Source organism: Streptomyces flaveolus (genome assembly GCF_044765825.1).
GTDB lineage: Bacteria > Actinomycetota > Actinomycetes > Streptomycetales > Streptomycetaceae > Streptomyces > Streptomyces flaveolus.
This window is the reverse complement of record NZ_JBIWKU010000003.1, coordinates 446539-466009: the sequence shown is the minus strand read 5'-3', so window position 1 is coordinate 466009 and position 19471 is coordinate 446539. Positions and strand designations below refer to the sequence as shown.

Genomic DNA, 19471 nt, shown 5'->3' with positions numbered 1-19471 from the left:
GCGCAGGGGGAGTTTCGAAGATCTGGGGGGATCTTTTCTTGCTGACGTCTGTCTTCGTCGCCGCCGTCTCGCTCGCGCTCTTCTGGATGGCGGCCTTCACGCTGTGGTGGCAGATGCACGCCTGGCGCACGCCAGAGGTGCTCGCCTCCACCCGGTTCAGCAGACCCGACGGCGACGAGCACGTGTCGTTCTCGCTGCTGCTGCCCGCACGGCACGAACAGGCCGTGCTCGACCACACCATCCAGCGCCTGCTGACCTCGACGCACACCGACTTCGAGATCATCGTGATAGTCGGCCACGACGACCCGGAGACCACCGCGGTCGCCGAGCGGGCCGCCGGCCGCGACCCGCGCGTCCGGGTCGTCGTCGACACCCACGAGAAGAAGAACAAGCCGAAGGCCATGAACACGGCGCTGCCGCACTGCCGCGGTGACGTCGTCGGGGTCTTCGACGCCGAGGACCAGGTCCATCCCGAGCTGCTCGCCCACGTCGACCACGCCTTCCGCACCACCGGCGCCGACGTCGTCCAGGGCGGCGTCCAGCTGATCAACTTCCACTCCAGCTGGTACAGCCTGCGCAACTGCCTGGAGTACTTCTTCTGGTTCCGCTCCCGGCTGCACCTGCACGCGCAGAAGGGGTTCATCCCCCTCGGCGGCAACACCGTCTTCGTGCGCACGGACGTGCTCCGCGAGGCCGACGGCTGGGACCCGGACTGCCTGGCCGAGGACTGCGACCTCGGCGTCAGGCTCTCCAGCACCGGCAAGAAGGTCGTCGTCGCCTACGACTCCGACATGGTCACCCGGGAGGAGACCCCGGGCACGCTGATGTCGCTGCTCAAGCAGCGCACCCGCTGGAACCAGGGGTTCCTCCAGGTGTACCGGAAGAAGGACTGGAAGCAGCTGCCCACCTTCACCCAGCGGCTGCTGGCCCGCTACACCCTGATGACGCCGTTCCTCCAGGCCTTCACCGGTGTGATCATCCCGCTGAACGCGGCCGTCGCGCTCTTCCTGGACGTGCCCGTCGGCATCGCCTTCATCACCTTCCTGCCGGCCGTCACGGCCCTGGTCACCTTCGTCTTCGAGGTCGTCGGCCTGCACGACTTCGGCAAGCAGTACGGACTCCGCGTCCGCCTCACCCACTACCTGAAGCTGATCGTCGGCGGCCCCTTCTACCAGGTCCTCCTCGCCGGAGCAGCCGTCCGCGCCGTATGGCGCGAGCAACGCGGCCGCAACGACTGGGAGTTGACCAGCCATGTCGGCGCCCACCTCGCGCCCGTGGACCGAGAGGACGTTCCCGCGTGACCTCCACCCTTCCCGCGGCGACCGGCACCACGGTCCCCGCGCAACGCCGGCCTGCCCACGACACCGGCCCGGCACCCCGCGGCGCCGCGCCGCCGGGCCGGCTCCGCTCCTCCCGGCCCGACCTGCTGCTGTGCGGGGCGCTGCTCCTGGCGATCATGGTCGTGCAGGGCTGGAACATCTCCGACTACCCGGCCCTCAGCGACGACGAGGGCACCTACCTCGCCCAGGCCTGGGCCGTCCAGCAGGGCGACGGCCTCGCCCACTACACCTACTGGTACGACCACCCGCCGCTCGGCTGGATCCAGATAGCCGTGCTGACCTGGATCCCCACGCTGATCAGCCCCGAGTCGATGACCGTCGGCACCATGCGCGCGGTGATGCTCCTGATCAGCGCCGTCTCCGCGGTCCTCGTCTACGTCATCGCCCGCCGGCTCTCCCTGCCCCGCTGGGCCGCCGGGCTCGCCATGGCCCTGTTCGGGCTCTCCCCGCTGTCGGTCGTGCTCCAGCGGGAGATCTTCCTCGACAACCTCGCGGTGATGTGGACCCTGCTGGCGTTCGCGCTGGCCGCCTCCCCGAGCCGCCACCTGTGGCACCACTTCGGCGCGGGCGTCGCCGCCGCCACGGCCGTGCTCACCAAGGAGACGATGCTCGTCGTCCTGCCCGCCCTGCTGGTCACGATGTGGCGCCACAGTCACCGCGACACCCGCAAGTTCGCGCTGACCGGCGCCGTCACGGCCTGCGCGCTCATCGGCTTCTCCTACCCCTTGTTCGCCCTGCTGAAGGGCGAGCTGCTGCCGGGCGGCGGACACGTCTCCCTGTGGGACGGCGTCGCGTACCAGATGACCAGGCCCGGGTCGGGCTTCATCCTCGACCAGGGCTCCGGCTCCTGGGGCGTCCTCCAGTCCTGGCTGTACTACGACCGCGTGCTGCCCCTCGGCGGCCTCGCCGGGGCGCTGCTCCTGCTGGCCACCTGGCGCTGGTCGGTCACCGCACGGTCCCTGGCCGGGCCGGCCCTGACGGTGGCGATCCTCGCCGCCCTCGCCCTGCGCCCGAACGGCTACCTGCCCGCCATGTACGTCATCCAGGCCCTGCCCTTCCTCGCCCTGGTCCTGGCCGGCGGCGCGGCGAGCATCGCCCACGCCGTGCTGCGCCGATGGCGCTCCGAGGCCGAGAAACGGGGAGTCACCGCGGGCCGGTACGCCCTCGCCGGCGTCCTGGTGCTCGCCGCCGGCGCCTACGTCGTGCCCCGTTGGTACGACGGCGACCGCACCGCCGTCACCGCCGACGCCAACGCCCCCTACGAGACCGCCGCCGACTGGCTGGCCGACGAGGTGGCGGACCCCGCCGACACCCGGGTGCTCGTCGACGACGCGCTGTGGCTGGATCTGGTGCACGCGGGTTACCGGCCCGGACTCGGGGTCATCTGGTTCTACAAGGCGGACCTCGACCCCGCGGTGACGAAGACGATGCCGGGCGGCTGGCGCGACCTCGACTACGTCGTCGCCTCCCCGACGGTGCGGCGCGACGCGGCCGACCTGCCCAACGTCCTGGCCGCGATGAACCACTCCACCCCGGTCGCCGTCTTCGGCACCGGCGCGGACCGCATCGAGATCCGCCGTATCCAGTCCTCCGGAGCCGCCCGATGAGCCACGAGTCCACCGTTCCCGGCGAGCTGGGCCGTCCGGCCGTGCGCCCCACGGCCTCGGAGGTGCCCGAGCCGGGCGCCGTCACCATCGTCGTACCGACCTTCAACGAGTCCGCCAACGTACGGCAGTTGCTGCACCGGATCACCGAGTCGGTGCCGGCCCGGCTGCCCTGCGAGGTCGTCTTCGTGGACGACTCCACCGACGACACCCCGGACGTCATCCGGGAGGCGGCCCTGGACTGCCCGTTCCCGGTCACCGTCCTGCACCGGGACGAGCCGGCCGGCGGGCTCGGCGGCGCGGTCGTCGAGGGCCTCAAGGCGGCCGGGTCCGACTGGATCGTCGTCATGGACGGCGACTGCCAGCATCCGCCGTCCCTGGTCCCCGAGCTGGTCGCCACCGGTGAGCGGGCGGGCGCCGGGCTCGTCGTCGCCTCGCGCTACATCAAGGGCGGCAGCCGTGCCGGACTCGCGGGCAGCTACCGGGTGGCCGTCTCGCGCGCGGCGACCTGGCTGACCAAGGCCCTCTTCCCGCGCCGGCTGCGCGGCATCAGCGATCCGATGAGCGGCTTCTTCGCCATCCGCCGCAGCGAGGTCACCGCGGACGTCCTCCAGCCGCTCGGCTACAAGATCCTCCTCGAACTCGCCGTCCGCAGCCGCCCGCACGCCGTCACCGAGGTGCCGTTCGTCTTCCAGGAGCGGTTCGCGGGCGAGTCCAAGTCCACCGCGCAGGAAGGGCTGCGCTTCCTGCGCCACCTGGCCGGGCTGCGCACCGCCTCGGCGCCGGCCCGCATGATCGCCTTCGGCCTGATCGGGCTGAGCGGCTTCGTGCCCAACCTGGCCGCCCTGTGGGCGCTGACCGCGGCGGGGCTGCACTACCTGCCCTCCGAGATCCTCGCCAACCAGTTCGGGGTGGCCTGGAACTTCCTCCTGCTGGAGCGGCTGCTCTTCCGCGACCGGCGCCGGCACCGGCACTGGGCCGACCGGACGCTGCGGTTCGCGCTGATCGCCAACGCCGACCTGGTGCTGCGCATCCCGCTGATCGCCCTGCTCGTCGGCCAGTTCGGGCTGGCCGTGCTGCCCGCCACCGCGCTGGCCCTCGTCATCACCTTCGTCCTGCGCTTCGCCGGCACGGAGGCGCTCGTCTACCTCCCGCGCCCGCGCCGAAGCCGGAAGGGCCTGCCGGAGAAGGCGCCGGAGCGGCAGAGCGAGGACAGCCGCACGGCCCGCACAGCGAGGAGTGAGGCATGAGAAGACCACAGGGGAGAACCTCCGCCCTCCTGGCGGTGTCCGCCCTGACCGGCGGCCTCCTGCTCACCGCCCCCCAGCCCGCCTCGGCCGCCAATCTGATCAAGAACCCCGGCTTCGAGACCGCCGGCACCGGTGACATGCCGTACTGCTGGGAGAAGTCCGGCTGGGGCGACAACGACTTCACCTTCGCCACCACCGCCGACGCGCACACCGGCTCCAAGGCCATGAAGGTCGAGCTGACCCGCCGGCTGGACGGTGACCGCAAGGCCCTGATCACCGAGTCCGCCGAGTGCGCGCCGGTGGTGACGGCGGGCAAGCAGTACGACCTGTCCCTCTGGTACAAGACCACCACTCCGGACGCCTCCCTCACCGTCTTCCGGCACGACGCCACGGCGGGCTGGCAGTACTGGACCGACCTCAAGACCCTCGGCCTGGCGGCCGGCTGGACCGAGGCGAGCGTCCGCACGCCCGAGGTCCCGGCCGGCACCGACCGCATCAGCTGGGGCGTCTCCGTCTACGGCACCGGCTCCGCGACCACCGACGACTACACGATGGAGCAGGCCGCCGACCCCATCCCCGAGCCGGAGTGCACGGGCACCGCCGAGGAGTGCGCCAATGGCCACTGGGACGTGCTGCCCACCGAGAACCCGGTCCGCTCCATGCACTCCGTCGTCCTCCACAACGGCAAGGTGCTGCTGATCGCGGGCTCCGGCAACGACACGGAGATGTTCGAGGCGGGCACCTTCACGTCGGCGGTGTACGACCCGGCGACCGGTGCGTACCGGACGATCCCGACGCCCAAGGACATGTTCTGCGCCGGTCACGTCCAGCTCCAGGACGGCCGCGTCCTCGTCATGAGCGGCAACGCCGGCTACCCGTCGGCGGACGGCACCATCGGCTACCAGGGCTTCAAGGACTCGTACGTCTTCGACCCGGAGACCGAGACCTACACGAAGACCAACGACATGAACGACGGCCACTGGTACCCGTCGGCGACGGTCCTCGGCAACGGCGACGTCCTCTCCTTCGGCGGGCTGCGCGAGGACTCCACCGGGTCGGTGACGGCCGAGCGGTGGTCGGACGCGCAGCAGAGGTGGCTGCCGACCTGGCAGGTCAACCAGACCTGGTCGTACTGGGGCCTGTACCCGTCGATGATCCTGATGCAGGACGGCCGCCTCTTCTACTCCGGCAGCCACGTCTTCGGCAACAACATCCCCGGCACCGGTTCGGCGATCTACGACTACGACGCCAACACCGTCACCCAGGTGCCGGGCCTCCAGGACAAGGACGCACGGGACCAGTCGGCCAGCGTCCTGCTGCCGCCGGCGCAGGACCAGAAGGTGCTGACCATCGGCGGCGGCAACATCGACTCCAACCCGGAAGCGAACCGCCTGACCGACATCATCGACCTCAAGCAGCCGAACCCCGCCCACGTCGCCGGGCCCCCGCTCCCGCAGGGCACGGTCGACCTCGGCGCCGGGCCGGTGCCGCAGACCGGTAACCAGGGCAAGATGTACGTCTCCGCCGTGCTGCTGCCCGACGGCAAGGTGCTGGAGACCGGCGGCGCGCTGCACAACCGGGCGAACCCGGTGTTCGAGTCCTCGATCTTCGACCCGGCGACGGAGACCTTCGACCCGGTGGCCGCCGACCCGGAGGCCCGCGGCTATCACTCGTCGTCGTTCCTGCTGCCCGACGGCCGGGTGATGTCCACCGGCGACAACCCGGGCAACGGCTCCTGGAACCACGACGTGTCCCTCTACACGCCCCCGTACCTCTTCAAGGGCGAGCGGCCCGTGATCACTTCGGTGATCGACACCGAGTGGACCTACGGCGACACCCAGCGGATCACCGTCGACCGGCCCGTCGTCAAGGCCGAGCTGATCCGTCCGGCCGCCGTCACCCACTCCTCCGACCCGAACCAGCGGTTCGTGGACCTGCCGCTGTCCGTGGACGGCGGCAACGTCGACCTGAACGTCACGAGCAACCCCGACCTGGCCCCGCCCGGCTGGTACATGCTCTTCGCGGTCGACGCGAACGGCGTGCCCTCGGTGGCGAAGTGGGTGCACCTCCAGGGCCCCCGGGCCCTCGCCGCGAAGGACGCGTCGGCGCACGTCCACTCCTTCGCCGACGCCCCGCAGGGCAAGGTCACGGGCCCCGGCAGGAAGCGTGCCTCGCAGCCGGTCAGCCCCACCGTCTCCGGCTGCGACCGGCACTACGGCTCCGCCAACGTCTGCGTGCCGACCGTCTTCCCGGCCGAGGTGAAGAAGACGACGACCGCCCGCTGCGCCTGGCTGGCCCGCAACGACTACGGCCGCCTGGAGGTCAACGGCAAGGACGACCCGCTGCGCCTGGACCCGGACCGCGACGGTGTGGCCTGCGGGAAGGGGGATGTGCGGACGAAGCGCTAGGGCTCCCGCCTGGTCCCGGCGAGGGCGCGCTCCACGATGGCCTCCAGCTGCTCGTGGTGCGCGCCCTTCCAGTACGCCCTCCCGCACGCGGTGCACTGGGCGAACACGTCGTAGGACCGCTCGGTGCCGCCCTTGAGCTGGTCCGCCACCTCTTGCTTGGTGGCCTTCCTCAGCAGGCCGTTGCAGGCGGTGCACCGGGTCCAGGGCCGCAGCTCGGGCCGGAAGCGGTCCAGGACGTCGTGGAGCTGGTCGTCCGGGCGGGTGCTGTAGACGTAGGCGCCGGCCCACAGCTCGCGGCGGCGCAGCAGTCCCCGGTCGCGGCTGAGCATGACCCGTTTCTCGGCCGCCGACAGCGCGGCGAGCGCCGGGTCGCCGAGGTCCGTCGACTCGTACGCCGTGTCCACGCCGAGCAGCCGCAGCCGGCGGGCGAGGGTGCCGAGGTGCACGTCGAGGAGGAAGCGCAGGGGCGCGCCCGGCACCCGCTGGGGGTGTTCGACGGCCCGCACGGTCACCGACTCGCCGCCGGTGGGGACGTGCCCGGGCGGCACCTCGCGGCCGTCCACGAGGAGCGCGCCGACCTCGGTCAGGGGAACGCCGAGGGACTCGACGACGTGGCCGAGGGTGGAGACGCCGTCGGTGGCGGTACGGGTAGCGCCGGTGGGGCGGGCCCGGGGCACGAACAGGCGCAGTTCGGGGGCGAATTCGACGTGGATCTCGGGACCGTTCACCTGGTCAGGATGCCACGCGGGAGGCCGGAGCCCTCAGGGTTCTCCGGGGGCCGGCAGGCCGTGCTCCAGGACGTCTAGGGCGCGTTCGGCCAGGTCGGCGAGGTCCTCCTGGTGATCGTGCTCGGCCCAGTACCGCGAGACCTCCATCAGGCCGGCGACCAGGGACGCCGACAGGACCCGCAGCTCCAGGGCCTCGGGGTCGAGGCCGGTGCGGTCGGCGATGGCCCGGCCGAGCAGACGGCCGGTGACGGACATGCTCTCCAGCATCCGGGAGTGCACCGCGGGCACCTCGGACATCAGCCGGGTGCGCAGCCGGGCCGCCTCGGGCTCCGTCTCGACGCCCTGGCCGATGACCTTGCGCAGCACGTGCCGGACGGTGTCCGGCCACGGCTCGTCCGCGGGCCGCGCCCGGAGCTCCTCCAGCATGACCGGGTCGTAGGCGTCCGTGAGGACGATGTCCTCCTTGACCGGGAAGTAGCGCAGGACGGTGGACGGCGACACCTCCGCGCGGTCGGCTATCTGCTCGACCGTGGTGGTGTCGTACCCCTGCTCCCGGATCAGCCCGTACGTCGCGGCGCGGATCGCCTCGCGGGTCTTGATCTTCTTGCGTTCCCGCAGGCCGGGCCGCGGACGGTCGGCGGGGGAGAGGGGGGAGGCAGGTGCGGCCGTCATACGGACCATTGTCGGACACCGCCGGGGCCGCGGCCACGCCCGTGAGGCGCTACGACTGCTGGTACGCGACCAGCGAGATCCCCACGTAGTGGGCGATGAAGGCGGCCAGGGTGAAGGCGTGGAAGACCTCGTGGAAGCCGAACCAGCGCGGCGAGGGGTTCGGGCGCTTGAGGCCGTAGATCACGCCGCCCGCGCTGTAGAGGAGTCCGCCCACGATCACCAGGACGAGTACGGCGACGCCGCCGGCCCGCATGAACTCGGGGAGGTAGAAGACGGCCGCCCAGCCCATGGCGAGGTAGCAGGGGGTGTAGAGCCAGCGCGGGGCGCCGACCCAGAAGACCCGGAAGACTATGCCGGCCGCCGCGGCGGCCCAGATGCCCCACAGCAGCCACTGCCCCTGGGCGCCGGGCAGGAGGAGCATCGTGAGCGGGGTGTACGTGCCCGCGATGATCAGGAAGATGTTGGCGTGGTCGAGCCGCCGCAGGACGCCGTCCATGCGCGGGCTCCAGTTGCCCCGGTGGTACAGCGCGCTGACGCCGAACAGCAGGCAGGCCGTGATGGCGTAGATACCGCAGGCGATGCGCCCCTCGGACGTGTCGGCGAGGGCGGTGAGCGCCAGGCCCGCGACGAGGACGGCCGGGAACATTCCGAGGTGCAGCCAGCCGCGCAGCTTGGGCTTGACGGGGTGCGGCAGGGAGAGCGCCACGGGACCGCGGCCGGCGGCCGTCGTGTCCCTGGGCGCGTCGGAGGCGGACGCAGTCATGTTCGTATCGTACCTACGGGACCGTAAGTTACGCATCAGTACAGACGTCGGACGCGTGTCAAGTGGTCATGGTCTCACGGGAGTACCCGTCCCGGCATCTCCCCGTCGCGCCGTCCGCGTCCTCGCGTACGCGCCGTCGGCCGCCGAAGTAAAGAAAGTTTCAGGCGAACTCCAGACGCACGCAAAAAATCACGGAGGCAATCGCTGGTACGTGGCGATCCTCACCCCGCTCAGGTGTGAGGCCCTCTGGACATATGGGCACTCTCATCGGATGATCAAATGAGTGCGGTCGGCACCGGATGAGCAGCGTGAGCTCCTCGCGTGACGCATCCGGGTCGCAGCCCCCACGGGGCCTCCAACACAAAACCCCTCATTTAGGAGCAATCGTGGCGCGCGACATTGCGGCTCCCCCCGTTGTCCCCACCCAGCACCAGGAGCTGATCTCGTGGGTGAACGAGATCGCCGAACTGACGCAGCCGGACAACGTGGTCTGGTGTGACGGATCCGAGGCCGAGTACGAGCGACTGTGCGAAGAGCTCGTGGCGAAGGGCACCTTCCGCAAACTCGACCCGATCAAGCGCCCCAACTCCTACTACGCGGCCTCCGACCCGTCCGACGTCGCCCGTGTCGAGGACCGCACCTTCATCTGCTCCGCCAAGGAGGAGGACGCCGGCCCGACCAACCACTGGAAGGACCCCGCCGAGATGCGGGAGATCTTCCGGGGCACCGGCGGCGAGGGCGGCCTGTTCCGCGGCTCCATGCGCGGCCGGACCATGTACGTCGTGCCCTTCTGCATGGGCCCGCTCGGTTCGCCGCTGTCCGCGCTCGGCGTGGAGATCACCGACTCCGCGTACGTGGCCGTCTCCATGCGCACCATGACCCGCATGGGACAGCCGGTCCTGGACGAGCTCGGCGACGACGGCTTCTTCGTCAAGGCCGTGCACACCCTCGGCGCCCCCCTCGCGGAGGGCGAGGCGGACGTCCCGTGGCCGTGCAACAGCACCAAGTACATCTCGCACTTCCCCGAGGACCGCGAGATCTGGTCCTACGGCTCCGGCTACGGCGGCAACGCCCTGCTCGGCAAGAAGTGCTACGCCCTGCGCATCGCCTCCGTCATGGCCCGCGACGAGGGCTGGCTCGCCGAGCACATGCTGGTGCTGAAGCTGACCCCGCCCACCGGGGAGCCCAAGTACGTCGCCGCCGCCTTCCCGTCGGCCTGCGGCAAGACCAACCTCGCCATGCTCGAGCCCACGATCTCCGGCTGGACCGTGGAGACCATCGGTGACGACATCGCCTGGATGCGCTTCGGCGAGGACGGCCGCCTGTACGCCATCAACCCCGAGGCCGGCTTCTTCGGCGTCGCGCCCGGCACCGGTGAGCACACCAACGCCAACGCGATGAAGACCCTGTGGGGCAACTCCGTCTTCACCAACGTCGCCCTCACCGACGACGGCGACGTGTGGTGGGAGGGCATGACCGAGGAGACCCCGGCCCACCTCACGGACTGGAAGGGCAATGACTGGACGCCCGAGTCCGGTACGCCCGCCGCGCACCCCAACGCCCGCTTCACCACGCCCGCCGCGCAGTGCCCGATCATCGCGCCGGAGTGGGAGGACCCCAAGGGCGTGCCGATCTCGGCGATCCTCTTCGGCGGCCGCCGCGCCACCGCGGTCCCGCTGGTGACGGAGTCCTTCGACTGGAACCACGGCGTCTTCCTGGGCGCCAACGTGGCCTCCGAGAAGACCGCCGCCGCCGAGGGCAAGGTCGGCGAGCTGCGCCGCGACCCGTTCGCCATGCTGCCGTTCTGCGGCTACAACATGGGCGACTACATGGGTCACTGGATCGACGTGGCCAAGGACAAGGACCAGTCCAAGCTGCCGAAGATCTACTACGTCAACTGGTTCCGCAAGGACGACGAGGGCAGGTTCGTCTGGCCCGGCTTCGGTGAGAACGGCCGCGTCCTGAAGTGGATCGTGGAGCGCCTGGAGGGCAAGGCGGACGGTGTCGAGACCCCGATCGGCGTGCTGCCGACCAAGGAGTCCCTGGACACCGCCGGCCTCGACCTGGCCGACGCCGACCTGGACTTCCTGCTCAGCGTCGACAAGGAGGTGTGGCGCGAGGAGGCGGCGCTCGTCCCCGAGCACCTGAACACCTTCGGCGACCACACGCCCACCGAGCTGTGGGACCAGTACCGGGCGCTGGTGCAGCGCCTGGGCTGATCCCCCCTGGTTCCGCGGCCGGTCCGGCTAGCCCTGACCCGCGAAGTCGTCACGAAGGCCGGCCGCGAGGGGTCTCCTCACGCTCCAGTAGCTCGATGTCCCGGAGCACGGAGAGACCCCGCTCGGGCCGGGTCCCCGCACAACGGCGTGCGACGGACCCGGCCCTTCGACATTCTTCGGCTTCACCATGAGACGCCGGTGGCCGACGCGCCCCGAAGGGGCGCGGGGAACTGCGCGAGCAACCACACACGACCGGTAGCCGCGAACCGACGAACACCCCCCGGCGCCGCCGCGACCCGGCGAAAGCCACGCAGTGAATGGCGCCCGGTCCGCGCGTCGCTGCGGGTGCGCGCGGACCGGGGCCGTCGGAGGGAGCCCGGTGAGGGCTCAGCGGGACGCCAGCTCGCGCGGCTCCAGGGCCGCGGCGTGGGCGTCCATGCGCTCGGCGGTCAGGATCGCGACCGCCGTGTCGGCGCGGGAGGCGGCCACCACCAGGGCACGGCTCGCCAGGGTGTGCGCCCTGCGGTGCAGGGCCGCCAGGTGCGGCGCGGGCGGCGCGGCGGTCACCGGCACACGGGCCGGCGCGTGACCTCCCCGCAGCCGGGCGACCTGCGCCGCGAGCCGGTCGGCCGCCGTGTCCAGATCTTCGGAGGGGCCCAGGGCGCGCAGCTCGTCCGTGGCGGCGAGCAGGGCCGCGAGATGACCCGCGAGCTGGATGTCCAGCTCCTCCTCACGGGACCGGTGGGGGAAGTCCGAGGTGCTGCCGGCCACCGTGCTGTGGACCGACTTGCTGCGGATCGGTTCGTACATGGGACGGCCTCCTGAGTGCTTCAGGAAACCATCCTACATTGGATTCAATCTAAAGTTGAGGGGCGTCGGGATTTGGCTCAGGGCTGTCCGTAGCCGTCCAGGAAGTTCCCGATCCGGCCCACCGCCTCGCGCAGATCGCCGGCCGTCGGCAGGGTCACCACACGGAAGTGGTCGGGCTCGGGCCAGTTGAAGCCGGTGCCCTGGACGACCATGATCTTTTCCTGGCGCAGCAGGTCCAGGACCATCCGCCGGTCGTCCTTGATCTTGAAGACCTTGGGGTCGAGGCGCGGGAAGAGGTACAGCGCCCCCTTCGGCTTCACGCAGGTCACGCCCGGGATGCTGGTCAGCGCCTCGTGCGCGGCGTCGCGCTGCTCGCGCAGCCGGCCGCCCGGCAGTACCAGGTCCTTGATCGTCTGCCGCCCGCTGAGCGCCGCGACCACGCCGTGCTGGCCGGGCATGTTGGCGCACAGCCGCATGTTCGCCAGGATCGTCAGGCCCTCGATGTACGACTCGGCGTGCGCGCGCGGTCCGGAGACGGACATCCAGCCGACCCGGTAGCCGGCCACCCGGTACGCCTTCGACATGCCGTTGAAGGTGAGGGTGAGCAGGTCCGGGGCGATCGCGGCGGTCGGGGTGTGCACCGCGTCGTCGTAGAGGATCTTGTCGTAGATCTCGTCGGAGCAGACCAGCAGGTTGTGCCGGCGCGCGATGTCGGTGAGCCCGCGCAGCATCTCCTTGTCGTACACCGCACCCGTCGGGTTGTTCGGGTTGATGATGACGATGGCCTTGGTGCGGTCGGTGACCTTGCGCTCCACGTCCGCGAGGTCCGGCATCCAGTCGGACTGCTCGTCGCAGCGGTAGTGCACCGCGGTGCCGCCGGACAGGGAGACGGCGGCCGTCCACAGGGGGTAGTCCGGCGCCGGGACGAGGACCTCGTCACCGTCGTCCAGCAGGCCCTGCATCGCCATCACGATCAGCTCGGAGACGCCGTTGCCGATGAAGACGTGCTCGACGTCGGTCTCGATGCCGAGGGTCTGGTTGTGCATGACGACCGCCCGGCGCGCGGCCAGCAGGCCCTTCGCGTCGCCGTAGCCGTGTGCCGTCGAGACGTTGCGGAGGATGTCCTCCAGGATCTCGGGCGGGCACTCGAAGCCGAAGGCCGCCGGGTTGCCCGTGTTCAGCTTCAGGATGCGGTGACCGGCCGCCTCCAGCCGCATCGCCTCCTCGAGCACAGGGCCCCGGATCTCGTAACAGACGTTGGCGAGCTTGGTCGACTGGATCACCTGCATGTCCGCGAGCTTACGACCCGGTTACGGCCCCTGGGTCGTGTTTTCCACCACGTGAGACGTGCGGGTCCGGGTGGCTGTCGCCGTCCTCGGCCGTGCCCGGTGGGCCGGATCGCGCCAACTGGCGGCCGAATACCGCTCCTTGTCCGCACCCCCTCTCCGTCATGACAATGCGCATGACAATCAGGGTGTCGTCCGGAAGACCTCCGGCCGGTGCCCTCCATAGAGGGGACCCCCACATGAACAAGCCTCTCCTTGCCGCGCTCGCGACCCTGGCCGTCACCGGGGTGGGCGTGGCCCCGGCGGTCGCGTCACCCGCGGCTCCCACGTCGCGTACGGCTCCCGCGTCACCCGCGGCTCCCGCCGTCCGCGCCGTGACCTTCGCCGGCACCGTCTCACTCAGCAACTGCTCCGGCTCCGTCGTCCGCCTGCCCGCCTCCGAGGACGACGACCCGGCGCTGGTCATGTCCAACGGCCACTGCCTGGAGACCGGCTTCCCGGCAGCCGGCGAGGTCGTCGTGGACCAGCCCTCCAGCCGGAGCTTCGGGCTGCTCAACGCCTCCGGCACCCGCGTCGGCACGCTGCGCGCGAGCAAGATCGCCTACGCGACGATGACCGACACGGACGTCTCGCTGTACCAGCTCACCAGCACGTACGCCCAGATCCGCGGCACCTACGGGATCAGCCCGCTCACCCTCAACGACACCCACCCCACGGCCGGCACCGCGATCACCGTCGTCTCCGGCTACTGGAAGCGGACCTACGCCTGCAACATCGACGGGTTCGCCTACCGCCTGAAGGAGGGGGAGTGGACCTGGAAGGACTCGGTCCGCTACACCTCCGCCTGCCAGACCATCGGCGGCACCTCCGGTTCGCCCGTCGTCGACAACGCCACGGGCAAGGTCGTGGCCGTCAACAACACCGGCAACGAGGACGGTGGACGCTGCACCGACAACAACCCCTGCGAGGTCTCCCAGAACGGCACGGTGACGGTCCGCAAGGGCATCAACTACGGCCAGCAGACCTACCAGATCCCGGCCTGCTTCGGCCTCGACAACAAGCTCGACCTCGGCCGCAGCGGCTGCGTCCTGCCCAAACCGTAGTCAGCGCGGGATCCGGCGGACCGAGCGTCCGGCCAGGACGTCCGTCCGGTGCCCGTCCTCCATCACGAACCGTCCGTCGACCAGCACGTACGGGATGCCCGTCGGGAGCCGGCGCGGCTCCTCGTACGTGCTGCCGGCCGCGACCGTCGCCGGGTCGAAGAGGACCAGGTCGGCCCGGTACCCCTCGCGGATCCTGCCCCGGTCCGGCAGCCGCAGCCGGGCCGCCGGGCGGGCGGTGAGATGGGCCACGCACTCCTCCAGCGACAGCACGCCCAGCTCCCGCACGTAGTGGCCGAGGTAGTGCGGGAAGGTGCCGTACGCACGCGGGTGCGGCTTGCTGCCCTGGAGGATGCCGTCCGAGCCGCCGGTGTGGACGCGGTGGCGCATGATCGCCCGGACGTTCTCCTCGTGGCCGACGTGCTGGAGAATCGTCGGGGCCAGCCGGTCGGCCAGCAGCAGCCGCCGGACGACCGCCCACGGGGTCTCGCCGCGCAGCCCGGCCGACTCCAGGACCGTCCGGCCGACGTACTCCCCGAGGGCCGGGTCGCTCACGCCGGAGATCTCGATGGTCTCCCACTCCACGGGCACGCCGTGGCAGCCGTCGGAGCCGATCCGCTCCATGTGGTGCCGGATGCGCTCGGCGGTCTCGTCGTCCGCCAGCCGTTTCAGGATCCGCTCCGGGCCGCCCTCGCTCGCCCAGCTCGGCAGCAGCGCCACCAGCGTCGTGCAGCCGGGGGTGTACGGGTAGGTGTCGAGCGTGATGTCGGCGCCGGTGGCCAGCGCGTCGTCCAGCAGCGTCAGCAGCTCGGGCGCCCGGCCCTTGTTCACGCCGAAGTTCATGGTGGCGTGCGCCAGGTGCAGCGGACAGCCCGCCTCCCGGGTCAGCTCCACCATCTCCTCGTACGCCTGGAGCGCCCCGGCGCCGTAGGAGCGGTGGTGCGGGCAGTAGTAGCCGCCGTACGACGCCACCACCCGGCACAGCTCGGTCAGCTCGGCGTCCTTGGCGTACATGCCGGGCGTGTAGGTCAGCCCGGACGACATGCCGACCGCGCCCTGCTCCATGCCCTCGGCGACCAGCCGGCGCATCCGCTCCAGCTCGGCCGGTGTCGCCTCCCGGTCCTCCCAGCCGACCGCGAGGGCGCGGACCGTGCCCTGGGGGATCAGGTAGGCGGCGTTGACGGCGATGCCCCGGTCGAGCCGGTCCAGGTACTCGCCGACCGACCGCCAGTCGAAGTCGACGTCGTCCCCGGGACCGTTCCACCCGGCGATCGCGCGGCGCACCTCGCCGAGGGTGCGGTCGTCGACCGGGGCGTACGACAGTCCGTCCTGCCCGAGGACCTCCAGGGTGACGCCCTGGGCGGCCTTCGCGCTGTGGTCGGGGTCGCGCAGCAGGGCCAGGTCGCTGTGGGCGTGCATGTCGATGAAGCCGGGGGCCAGGACCAGGCCCTCGGCGTCCAGCTCGCGGCGGGCCCGGGGGCGCTGGCAGCCGGCGGCCGCCGCCTCCTGGACGATCGACACGATGCGGCCGCCGTCGACGACCACGTCGGCGCGGTACGAGGGCTCACCGGTGCCGTCGACGACCTCGGCGTCCCGGATGACCAGCTCTTCCACCAGGGCCTCCTTCTAGAAGAACGTGCGGATGTAGTCGACGACCGTCCCGTCGGCCTCCGCGACCGGGATCAGCTGCCACTTGTCGAAGGACGTGCACGGGTGGGACAGGCCCAGGCCGACCCAGTCGCCGACCTCCAGGTCCGCCTCCGGGGCGGTGCGCAGCCAGGCGTGCTGGTCGGACAGGCCCGTCACCGTGACGCCGTCCGCCTCACGCTCGGGGCCGCCGGACGCGGGGCGGACCACCTGGGCGAAGGGCAGGTGGAGGTCGTAGGCCGCGTCCCGCTTGCCGGCGTTGGTGAAGGCCTGCTCGGGAGCGGGCCGGGAGACGACCTGGGTCCACAGGCGGAACGCGGGCTCCAGGGCGCCCTCGGCGGGGACGCGGTTGAAGGGGGTCAGCTCGCGGTAGTGGCCGTCGTCGTGCGAGACGTAGGCGCCCGAGCGCAGCAGCTTCAGCACGGGCAGGGAGAGGTCCGGGACCTCGGCGAACACGTCGGCCACCGCGTCGAACCAGGCGCTGCCGCCCGCGCTGAGCACGATCTCGTCCAGCCCGGCGAACCGCCCGGCCTTGTCGAAGTCCACGGCCAGGGCGACCAGCCGCCGCAGCCAGGCGTGCACCTTCTCCGGGCCGGCGTCCGGCACCTCGCCCTCGTACCCGGCGACACCGGCCAGCCGCAGCGTCGGTGCGGCGGCCACCGCGTCGGCGACCGCCGCGCACTCCGCCTCCGTGCGCACCCCGGTCCGGGCGCCCTCGCCGGCGGCCAGTTCGACCACGACGTCCAGCGGGCGGGAGGCGCCCGCGTCGGCCAGTGCCGCGTCCATCAGCCGCACGCCGCGGACGGAGTCGACGTAGCAGACGAAGCGGAAGTCCGGGTCGGCGTCCAGCTCCGCGGCGATCCGGCGCAGGGCGGAGGCGTCGACCAGCTCGTTGGCCAGGAAGATCCGCCCGATGCCGAAGGCGCGGGCCACCCACACCTGGTGCGGCACGGCGAGCGTGATGCCCCAGGCGCCGTGCTCGATCTGCCGGTGGAAGAGCTGGGGGGCCATGGAGGTCTTGCCGTGCGGGGCGAACGCGAGCCCGTGCCGTGCGGCGTACGTCTCCATCAGCTTCAGATTGTGCTCCAGGCGCTCGGCGGAGAGGGCCAGCACGGGGGTGGTGAAGCCGCCGGTGAAGAGGTTGCGGCGCTGGGCGGCCAGCTCGGCCACGGTCAGGCCCGCGGCGTCCGGCGGGAGGCCCTTGAAGCGGTGGTCGACATGCTCCTCGGCCAGACGGGCGAGGGCTTCGGTGCCGGTGTCGAGGGCCATGGAGCCTCCCTGAGGTGGGCTGTTGCGTCTGCTGCAACGGCCGTTGCGTATATCGCTCACTGCTGTCTAACATCTCGGCCAGCGCGGGGTCAACGGAGCCTCCGCCCGCGACAGGACAAGGAGCCCCACCATCGTGACCGCCGACGGCCCCACCAGCACCACCCCCGACGTCGTGGACGTCGTCGCGCTCGGCGAGTCCATGGTCACCTTTCTGCCCTCCCGCCCCGGACGCCTCGCCGACGTGCCCTCCTTCGACCGCGCCATCGGCGGCGCCGAGTCCAACGTGGCCTGCGTGCTCGCCGCGGCCGGGCACACCGTCCGCTGGGTCAGCGCGGTCGGCGCCGACGGCTTCGGCGACCACCTGGTCGAGGCGATCGGCGCGTACGGCGTCGACGTCCGCGCCGTCCGCCGCGACCCCGACCGGCCGACCGGCATCTACTTCCGCACCGCCGGGGACCGCGCCACCGACGCGCACGAGGTGGCCTACTACCGCGCCGGCTCCGCGGCCTCCGCGATGTCGGCCGCCACCCTGGACCTCGACGCGATCCGCTCCGGACGCGTCCTCCACCTGTCCGGCATCACCGCCGCGCTCTCCGCCGACTGCCTCGGCCTGATGCGCGAACTGACCGCCCGCCGCCCCGGCCGGCCCCTGGTCTCCTTCGACGTCAACCACCGCCCCGGACTGTGGCGGGACGGCGACGGCCCCGCCGTGCTGCTGGAGCTGGCGCGCGGCGCCGACCTGGTGTTCGTCGGCGAGGACGAGGCCTGGGGACTCGGCGGCCCCGAGGCCGTGCGCGCCGCGCTGCCCGAACCGGAGCTGCTCGTCGTCAAGCAGGGCGCGACCGGCGCCACCGCCTTCCACGGGGAGCACGTCACCTCCGTCCCCGCCCTGCACGTCGACGTCGTCGCCGCCGTCGGCGCGGGCGACGCCTTCGCCGCCGGGTTCCTCTCCGCCACCCTGCGCGGACTGCCCGTGCGCGAGCGCCTGCGCCACGGCCACCTGATGGCCGCCGCCGCCCTCACCGTCCCCGGCGACCTCGCCACGCCGCCCGCCCGTCACCACGCCGACCGCCTGGCCGCCCTCGACGACGACGCGTGGGGGAGACTGCGACTCGGCCCCGGCTGGACACAGGCCGACGAAGGGGCCGACGAGGAGGTACGCACACCATGAGCCAGACCGTCGACCGCGCGCTCAGCATCCTGCCGCTGCTCGCCGAGGGCCCCGCCGACCTGGGCAAGGTCGCCGACCGGCTCGGCGTGCACAAGTCCACGGCCCTGCGCCTGCTGCGCACCCTGCACGAGCACGGCTTCGTCTACCGCCAGTCCGACCAGCGCTACCGCCTCGGCGCCCGGCTCATCGCCCTCGCCCAGGAGGCGATGGAGAACCTGGACGTCCGCGAGATCGCCCACACCCACCTCGTACGCCTCAACGAGCAGTGCGGACACACCGTCCACCTCGCCGTCTACGAGGAGAACGAGGTCCTCTACATCGACAAGGTCGAGAGCCGCTACCCGGTCCGCATGTACTCCCGGATCGGCAAGCCCGTCGCCATCACCGTCGCGGCCGTGGCCAAGCTGCTGCTCGCCGACCTCCCCGAGAGCGAGCGCCGCGACATCGCGGAGAAGCTCGACTACCCCCTCTACACGGCCCGTTCGACACCGAACGCCGACGCCTTCCTCAAGGAGCTGGCCAAGGTGCGCGAACAGGGCTGGGCCACCGACCTCGGCGGCCACGAGGAGTCCATCAACTGCGTCGCCGCCCCCATCCGGGGCGCCGACGGCAGGGTGGCCGCAGCGATGTCGGTCTCCGCGCCGAACGTCGTCGTCACCGCCGACGAACTCCTCACCCTGCTCCCGCTGGTGCGCCGTACGGCGGACGCCATCAGCGGCGAGTACTCCGGCAGGACCCCCGTGCAGCACCCCGAGCACCACCCCGAGAAGGACACGGTATGACCGACAAGACCGAGAAGACCGCCCTCACCCCCGCGACCCACACCGTCCCGCCGGCGAAGTTCTCGCACGGCGTCCGCAAGGGCAACATCCTCCAGGTCGCCGGCCAGGTCGGCTTCCTCCCCCACGAGGAGGGCAAGGCCCCCACCCCGGCCGGCCCCACCCTGCGCGAGCAGACCCTCCAGACCCTCGCCAACGTCAAGGCGATCCTCGAAGAGGGCGGCGCGAGCTGGGACGACGTGATGATGATCCGCGTCTACCTCACCGACGTCGACCACTTCGCCGAGATGAACGAGATCTACAACGCGTACTTCGAGGAGCAGGGCCTCACCCAGCCGCCCGCCGCGCGCACGACGGTCTACGTCGGTCTGCCCGCCGGACTCCTCATCGAGATCGACGCGCTGGCCGTCCTCGGCTGACCTTCT

Annotated in this window: 16 protein-coding genes; 9 read left to right on the top strand and 7 right to left on the bottom strand. The window is 71.5% G+C overall.

Annotation, left to right across the window (positions count from 1 at the left end; translation table 11 throughout):
• Window positions 1-38: 38 nt before the first annotated feature.
• From ACIRG6_RS11625 to ACIRG6_RS11610, 4 genes are read left to right on the top strand one after another with little or no spacing between them, the layout of a single operon-like run.
• Window positions 39-1301: a glycosyltransferase gene (locus tag ACIRG6_RS11625; RefSeq protein ID WP_318214207.1), complete on the top strand. Its 1263-nt coding sequence runs from the start codon at window positions 39-41 to the stop codon at window positions 1299-1301.
• Window positions 1298-2947 (top strand): ArnT family glycosyltransferase, encoded by a 1650-nt coding sequence (locus ACIRG6_RS11620; protein ID WP_403322224.1) that lies wholly within the window; start codon window positions 1298-1300, stop codon window positions 2945-2947. Before ACIRG6_RS11625 ends, ACIRG6_RS11620 begins: the two co-directional genes overlap by 4 nt.
• On the top strand, window positions 2944-4194 hold the full coding sequence (locus tag ACIRG6_RS11615) for a polyprenol monophosphomannose synthase (RefSeq protein ID WP_364818822.1): 1251 nt from the start codon (window positions 2944-2946) through the stop codon (window positions 4192-4194). Before ACIRG6_RS11620 ends, ACIRG6_RS11615 begins: the two co-directional genes overlap by 4 nt.
• Window positions 4191-6602 carry a galactose oxidase-like domain-containing protein gene (locus ACIRG6_RS11610; RefSeq protein WP_403322222.1) on the top strand — a complete coding sequence of 804 codons (2412 nt, stop codon included), beginning with the start codon at window positions 4191-4193 and terminating at the stop codon, window positions 6600-6602. The genes ACIRG6_RS11615 and ACIRG6_RS11610 overlap by 4 nt, the downstream gene beginning before the upstream one ends.
• Here the strand turns inward: ACIRG6_RS11610 and ACIRG6_RS11605 are convergent.
• From ACIRG6_RS11605 to trhA, 3 genes are read right to left on the bottom strand one after another with little or no spacing between them, the layout of a single operon-like run.
• Window positions 6599-7330 carry a Mut7-C RNAse domain-containing protein gene (locus ACIRG6_RS11605; protein ID WP_364818825.1) on the bottom strand — a complete coding sequence of 244 codons (732 nt, stop codon included), beginning with the start codon at window positions 7328-7330 and terminating at the stop codon, window positions 6599-6601. The two genes, ACIRG6_RS11610 and ACIRG6_RS11605, sit on opposite strands and share 4 nt — an antisense overlap.
• 33 nt (window positions 7331-7363) lie before the next feature.
• Window positions 7364-8002, bottom strand: a complete 639-nt coding sequence (locus tag ACIRG6_RS11600) for a TetR/AcrR family transcriptional regulator (protein WP_450152404.1) — start codon at window positions 8000-8002, stop codon at window positions 7364-7366.
• A gap of 49 nt (window positions 8003-8051) precedes the next feature.
• Complete coding sequence (gene trhA, locus ACIRG6_RS11595) at window positions 8052-8765, bottom strand: PAQR family membrane homeostasis protein TrhA (RefSeq protein ID WP_318214213.1); 714 nt, start codon at window positions 8763-8765, stop codon at window positions 8052-8054.
• A 386-nt stretch (window positions 8766-9151) separates the two neighbouring features.
• On the opposite strand from trhA, the gene ACIRG6_RS11590 reads away from it, so the two are divergent.
• Window positions 9152-10984: a phosphoenolpyruvate carboxykinase (GTP) gene (locus tag ACIRG6_RS11590; protein ID WP_239765652.1), complete on the top strand. Its 1833-nt coding sequence runs from the start codon at window positions 9152-9154 to the stop codon at window positions 10982-10984.
• 387 nt (window positions 10985-11371) lie between these two features.
• On the opposite strand, the gene ACIRG6_RS11585 is transcribed toward ACIRG6_RS11590, so the two are convergent.
• Window positions 11372-11794, bottom strand: coding sequence for an SCO4983 family protein (locus tag ACIRG6_RS11585; RefSeq protein ID WP_364676121.1), 423 nt, complete (start codon window positions 11792-11794; stop codon window positions 11372-11374).
• Between the two features lie 77 nt (window positions 11795-11871).
• The gene (locus tag ACIRG6_RS11580) at window positions 11872-13083 is read right to left on the bottom strand and encodes a pyridoxal phosphate-dependent aminotransferase (protein WP_225632044.1); all 1212 of its coding nucleotides are present in this window, start codon (window positions 13081-13083) and stop codon (window positions 11872-11874) included.
• A 236-nt stretch (window positions 13084-13319) separates the two neighbouring features.
• On the opposite strand from ACIRG6_RS11580, the gene ACIRG6_RS11575 reads away from it, so the two are divergent.
• A complete protein-coding gene (locus tag ACIRG6_RS11575; RefSeq protein ID WP_364676117.1) occupies window positions 13320-14183 on the top strand; it encodes a S1 family peptidase in 864 nt (287 codons plus the stop codon).
• Here the strand turns inward: ACIRG6_RS11575 and ACIRG6_RS11570 are convergent, their stop codons facing one another.
• Window positions 14184-15794: an N-acyl-D-amino-acid deacylase family protein gene (locus ACIRG6_RS11570; RefSeq protein WP_403322218.1), complete on the bottom strand. Its 1611-nt coding sequence runs from the start codon at window positions 15792-15794 to the stop codon at window positions 14184-14186.
• A 12-nt stretch (window positions 15795-15806) separates the two neighbouring features.
• The gene (locus ACIRG6_RS11565) at window positions 15807-17096 is read right to left on the bottom strand and encodes an amino acid deaminase (protein ID WP_350714292.1); all 1290 of its coding nucleotides are present in this window, start codon (window positions 17094-17096) and stop codon (window positions 15807-15809) included.
• A 133-nt stretch (window positions 17097-17229) separates the two neighbouring features.
• On the opposite strand from ACIRG6_RS11565, the gene ACIRG6_RS11560 reads away from it, so the two are divergent.
• Genes ACIRG6_RS11560 through ACIRG6_RS11550 form a run of 3 tightly spaced genes read left to right on the top strand, consistent with a single transcriptional unit; the run spans window position 17230 to window position 19465 of the window.
• Window positions 17230-18267, top strand: coding sequence for a sugar kinase (locus ACIRG6_RS11560; protein WP_364676111.1), 1038 nt, complete (start codon window positions 17230-17232; stop codon window positions 18265-18267).
• The gene (locus ACIRG6_RS11555; protein ID WP_364676108.1) at window positions 18264-19049 is read left to right on the top strand and encodes an IclR family transcriptional regulator; all 786 of its coding nucleotides are present in this window, start codon (window positions 18264-18266) and stop codon (window positions 19047-19049) included. The genes ACIRG6_RS11560 and ACIRG6_RS11555 overlap by 4 nt, the downstream gene beginning before the upstream one ends.
• Window positions 19046-19465: a RidA family protein gene (locus ACIRG6_RS11550; RefSeq protein ID WP_189228921.1), complete on the top strand. Its 420-nt coding sequence runs from the start codon at window positions 19046-19048 to the stop codon at window positions 19463-19465. Before ACIRG6_RS11555 ends, ACIRG6_RS11550 begins: the two co-directional genes overlap by 4 nt.
• Window positions 19466-19471 lie beyond the last annotated feature (6 nt).

What these genes read in the sequence shown, in the direction of transcription:
- ACIRG6_RS11615 (WP_364818822.1), top strand. Translation starts at nt 2,944, where the DNA reads ATGAGCCACGAGTCCACCGTTCCCGGCGAGCTGGGCCGTCCGGCCGTG.
- ACIRG6_RS11610 (WP_403322222.1), top strand. Translation starts at nt 4,191, where the DNA reads ATGAGAAGACCACAGGGGAGAACCTCCGCCCTCCTGGCGGTGTCCGCC.
- ACIRG6_RS11600 (WP_450152404.1), bottom strand. Translation starts at nt 8,002, where the DNA reads ATGACGGCCGCACCTGCCTCCCCCCTCTCCCCCGCCGACCGTCCGCGG.
- trhA (WP_318214213.1), bottom strand. Translation starts at nt 8,765, where the DNA reads ATGACTGCGTCCGCCTCCGACGCGCCCAGGGACACGACGGCCGCCGGC.
- ACIRG6_RS11585 (WP_364676121.1), bottom strand. Translation starts at nt 11,794, where the DNA reads ATGTACGAACCGATCCGCAGCAAGTCGGTCCACAGCACGGTGGCCGGC.
- ACIRG6_RS11580 (WP_225632044.1), bottom strand. Translation starts at nt 13,083, where the DNA reads ATGCAGGTGATCCAGTCGACCAAGCTCGCCAACGTCTGTTACGAGATC.
- ACIRG6_RS11575 (WP_364676117.1), top strand. Translation starts at nt 13,320, where the DNA reads ATGAACAAGCCTCTCCTTGCCGCGCTCGCGACCCTGGCCGTCACCGGG.
- ACIRG6_RS11565 (WP_350714292.1), bottom strand. Translation starts at nt 17,096, where the DNA reads ATGGCCCTCGACACCGGCACCGAAGCCCTCGCCCGTCTGGCCGAGGAG.
- ACIRG6_RS11555 (WP_364676108.1), top strand. Translation starts at nt 18,264, where the DNA reads ATGAGCCAGACCGTCGACCGCGCGCTCAGCATCCTGCCGCTGCTCGCC.
- ACIRG6_RS11550 (WP_189228921.1), top strand. Translation starts at nt 19,046, where the DNA reads ATGACCGACAAGACCGAGAAGACCGCCCTCACCCCCGCGACCCACACC.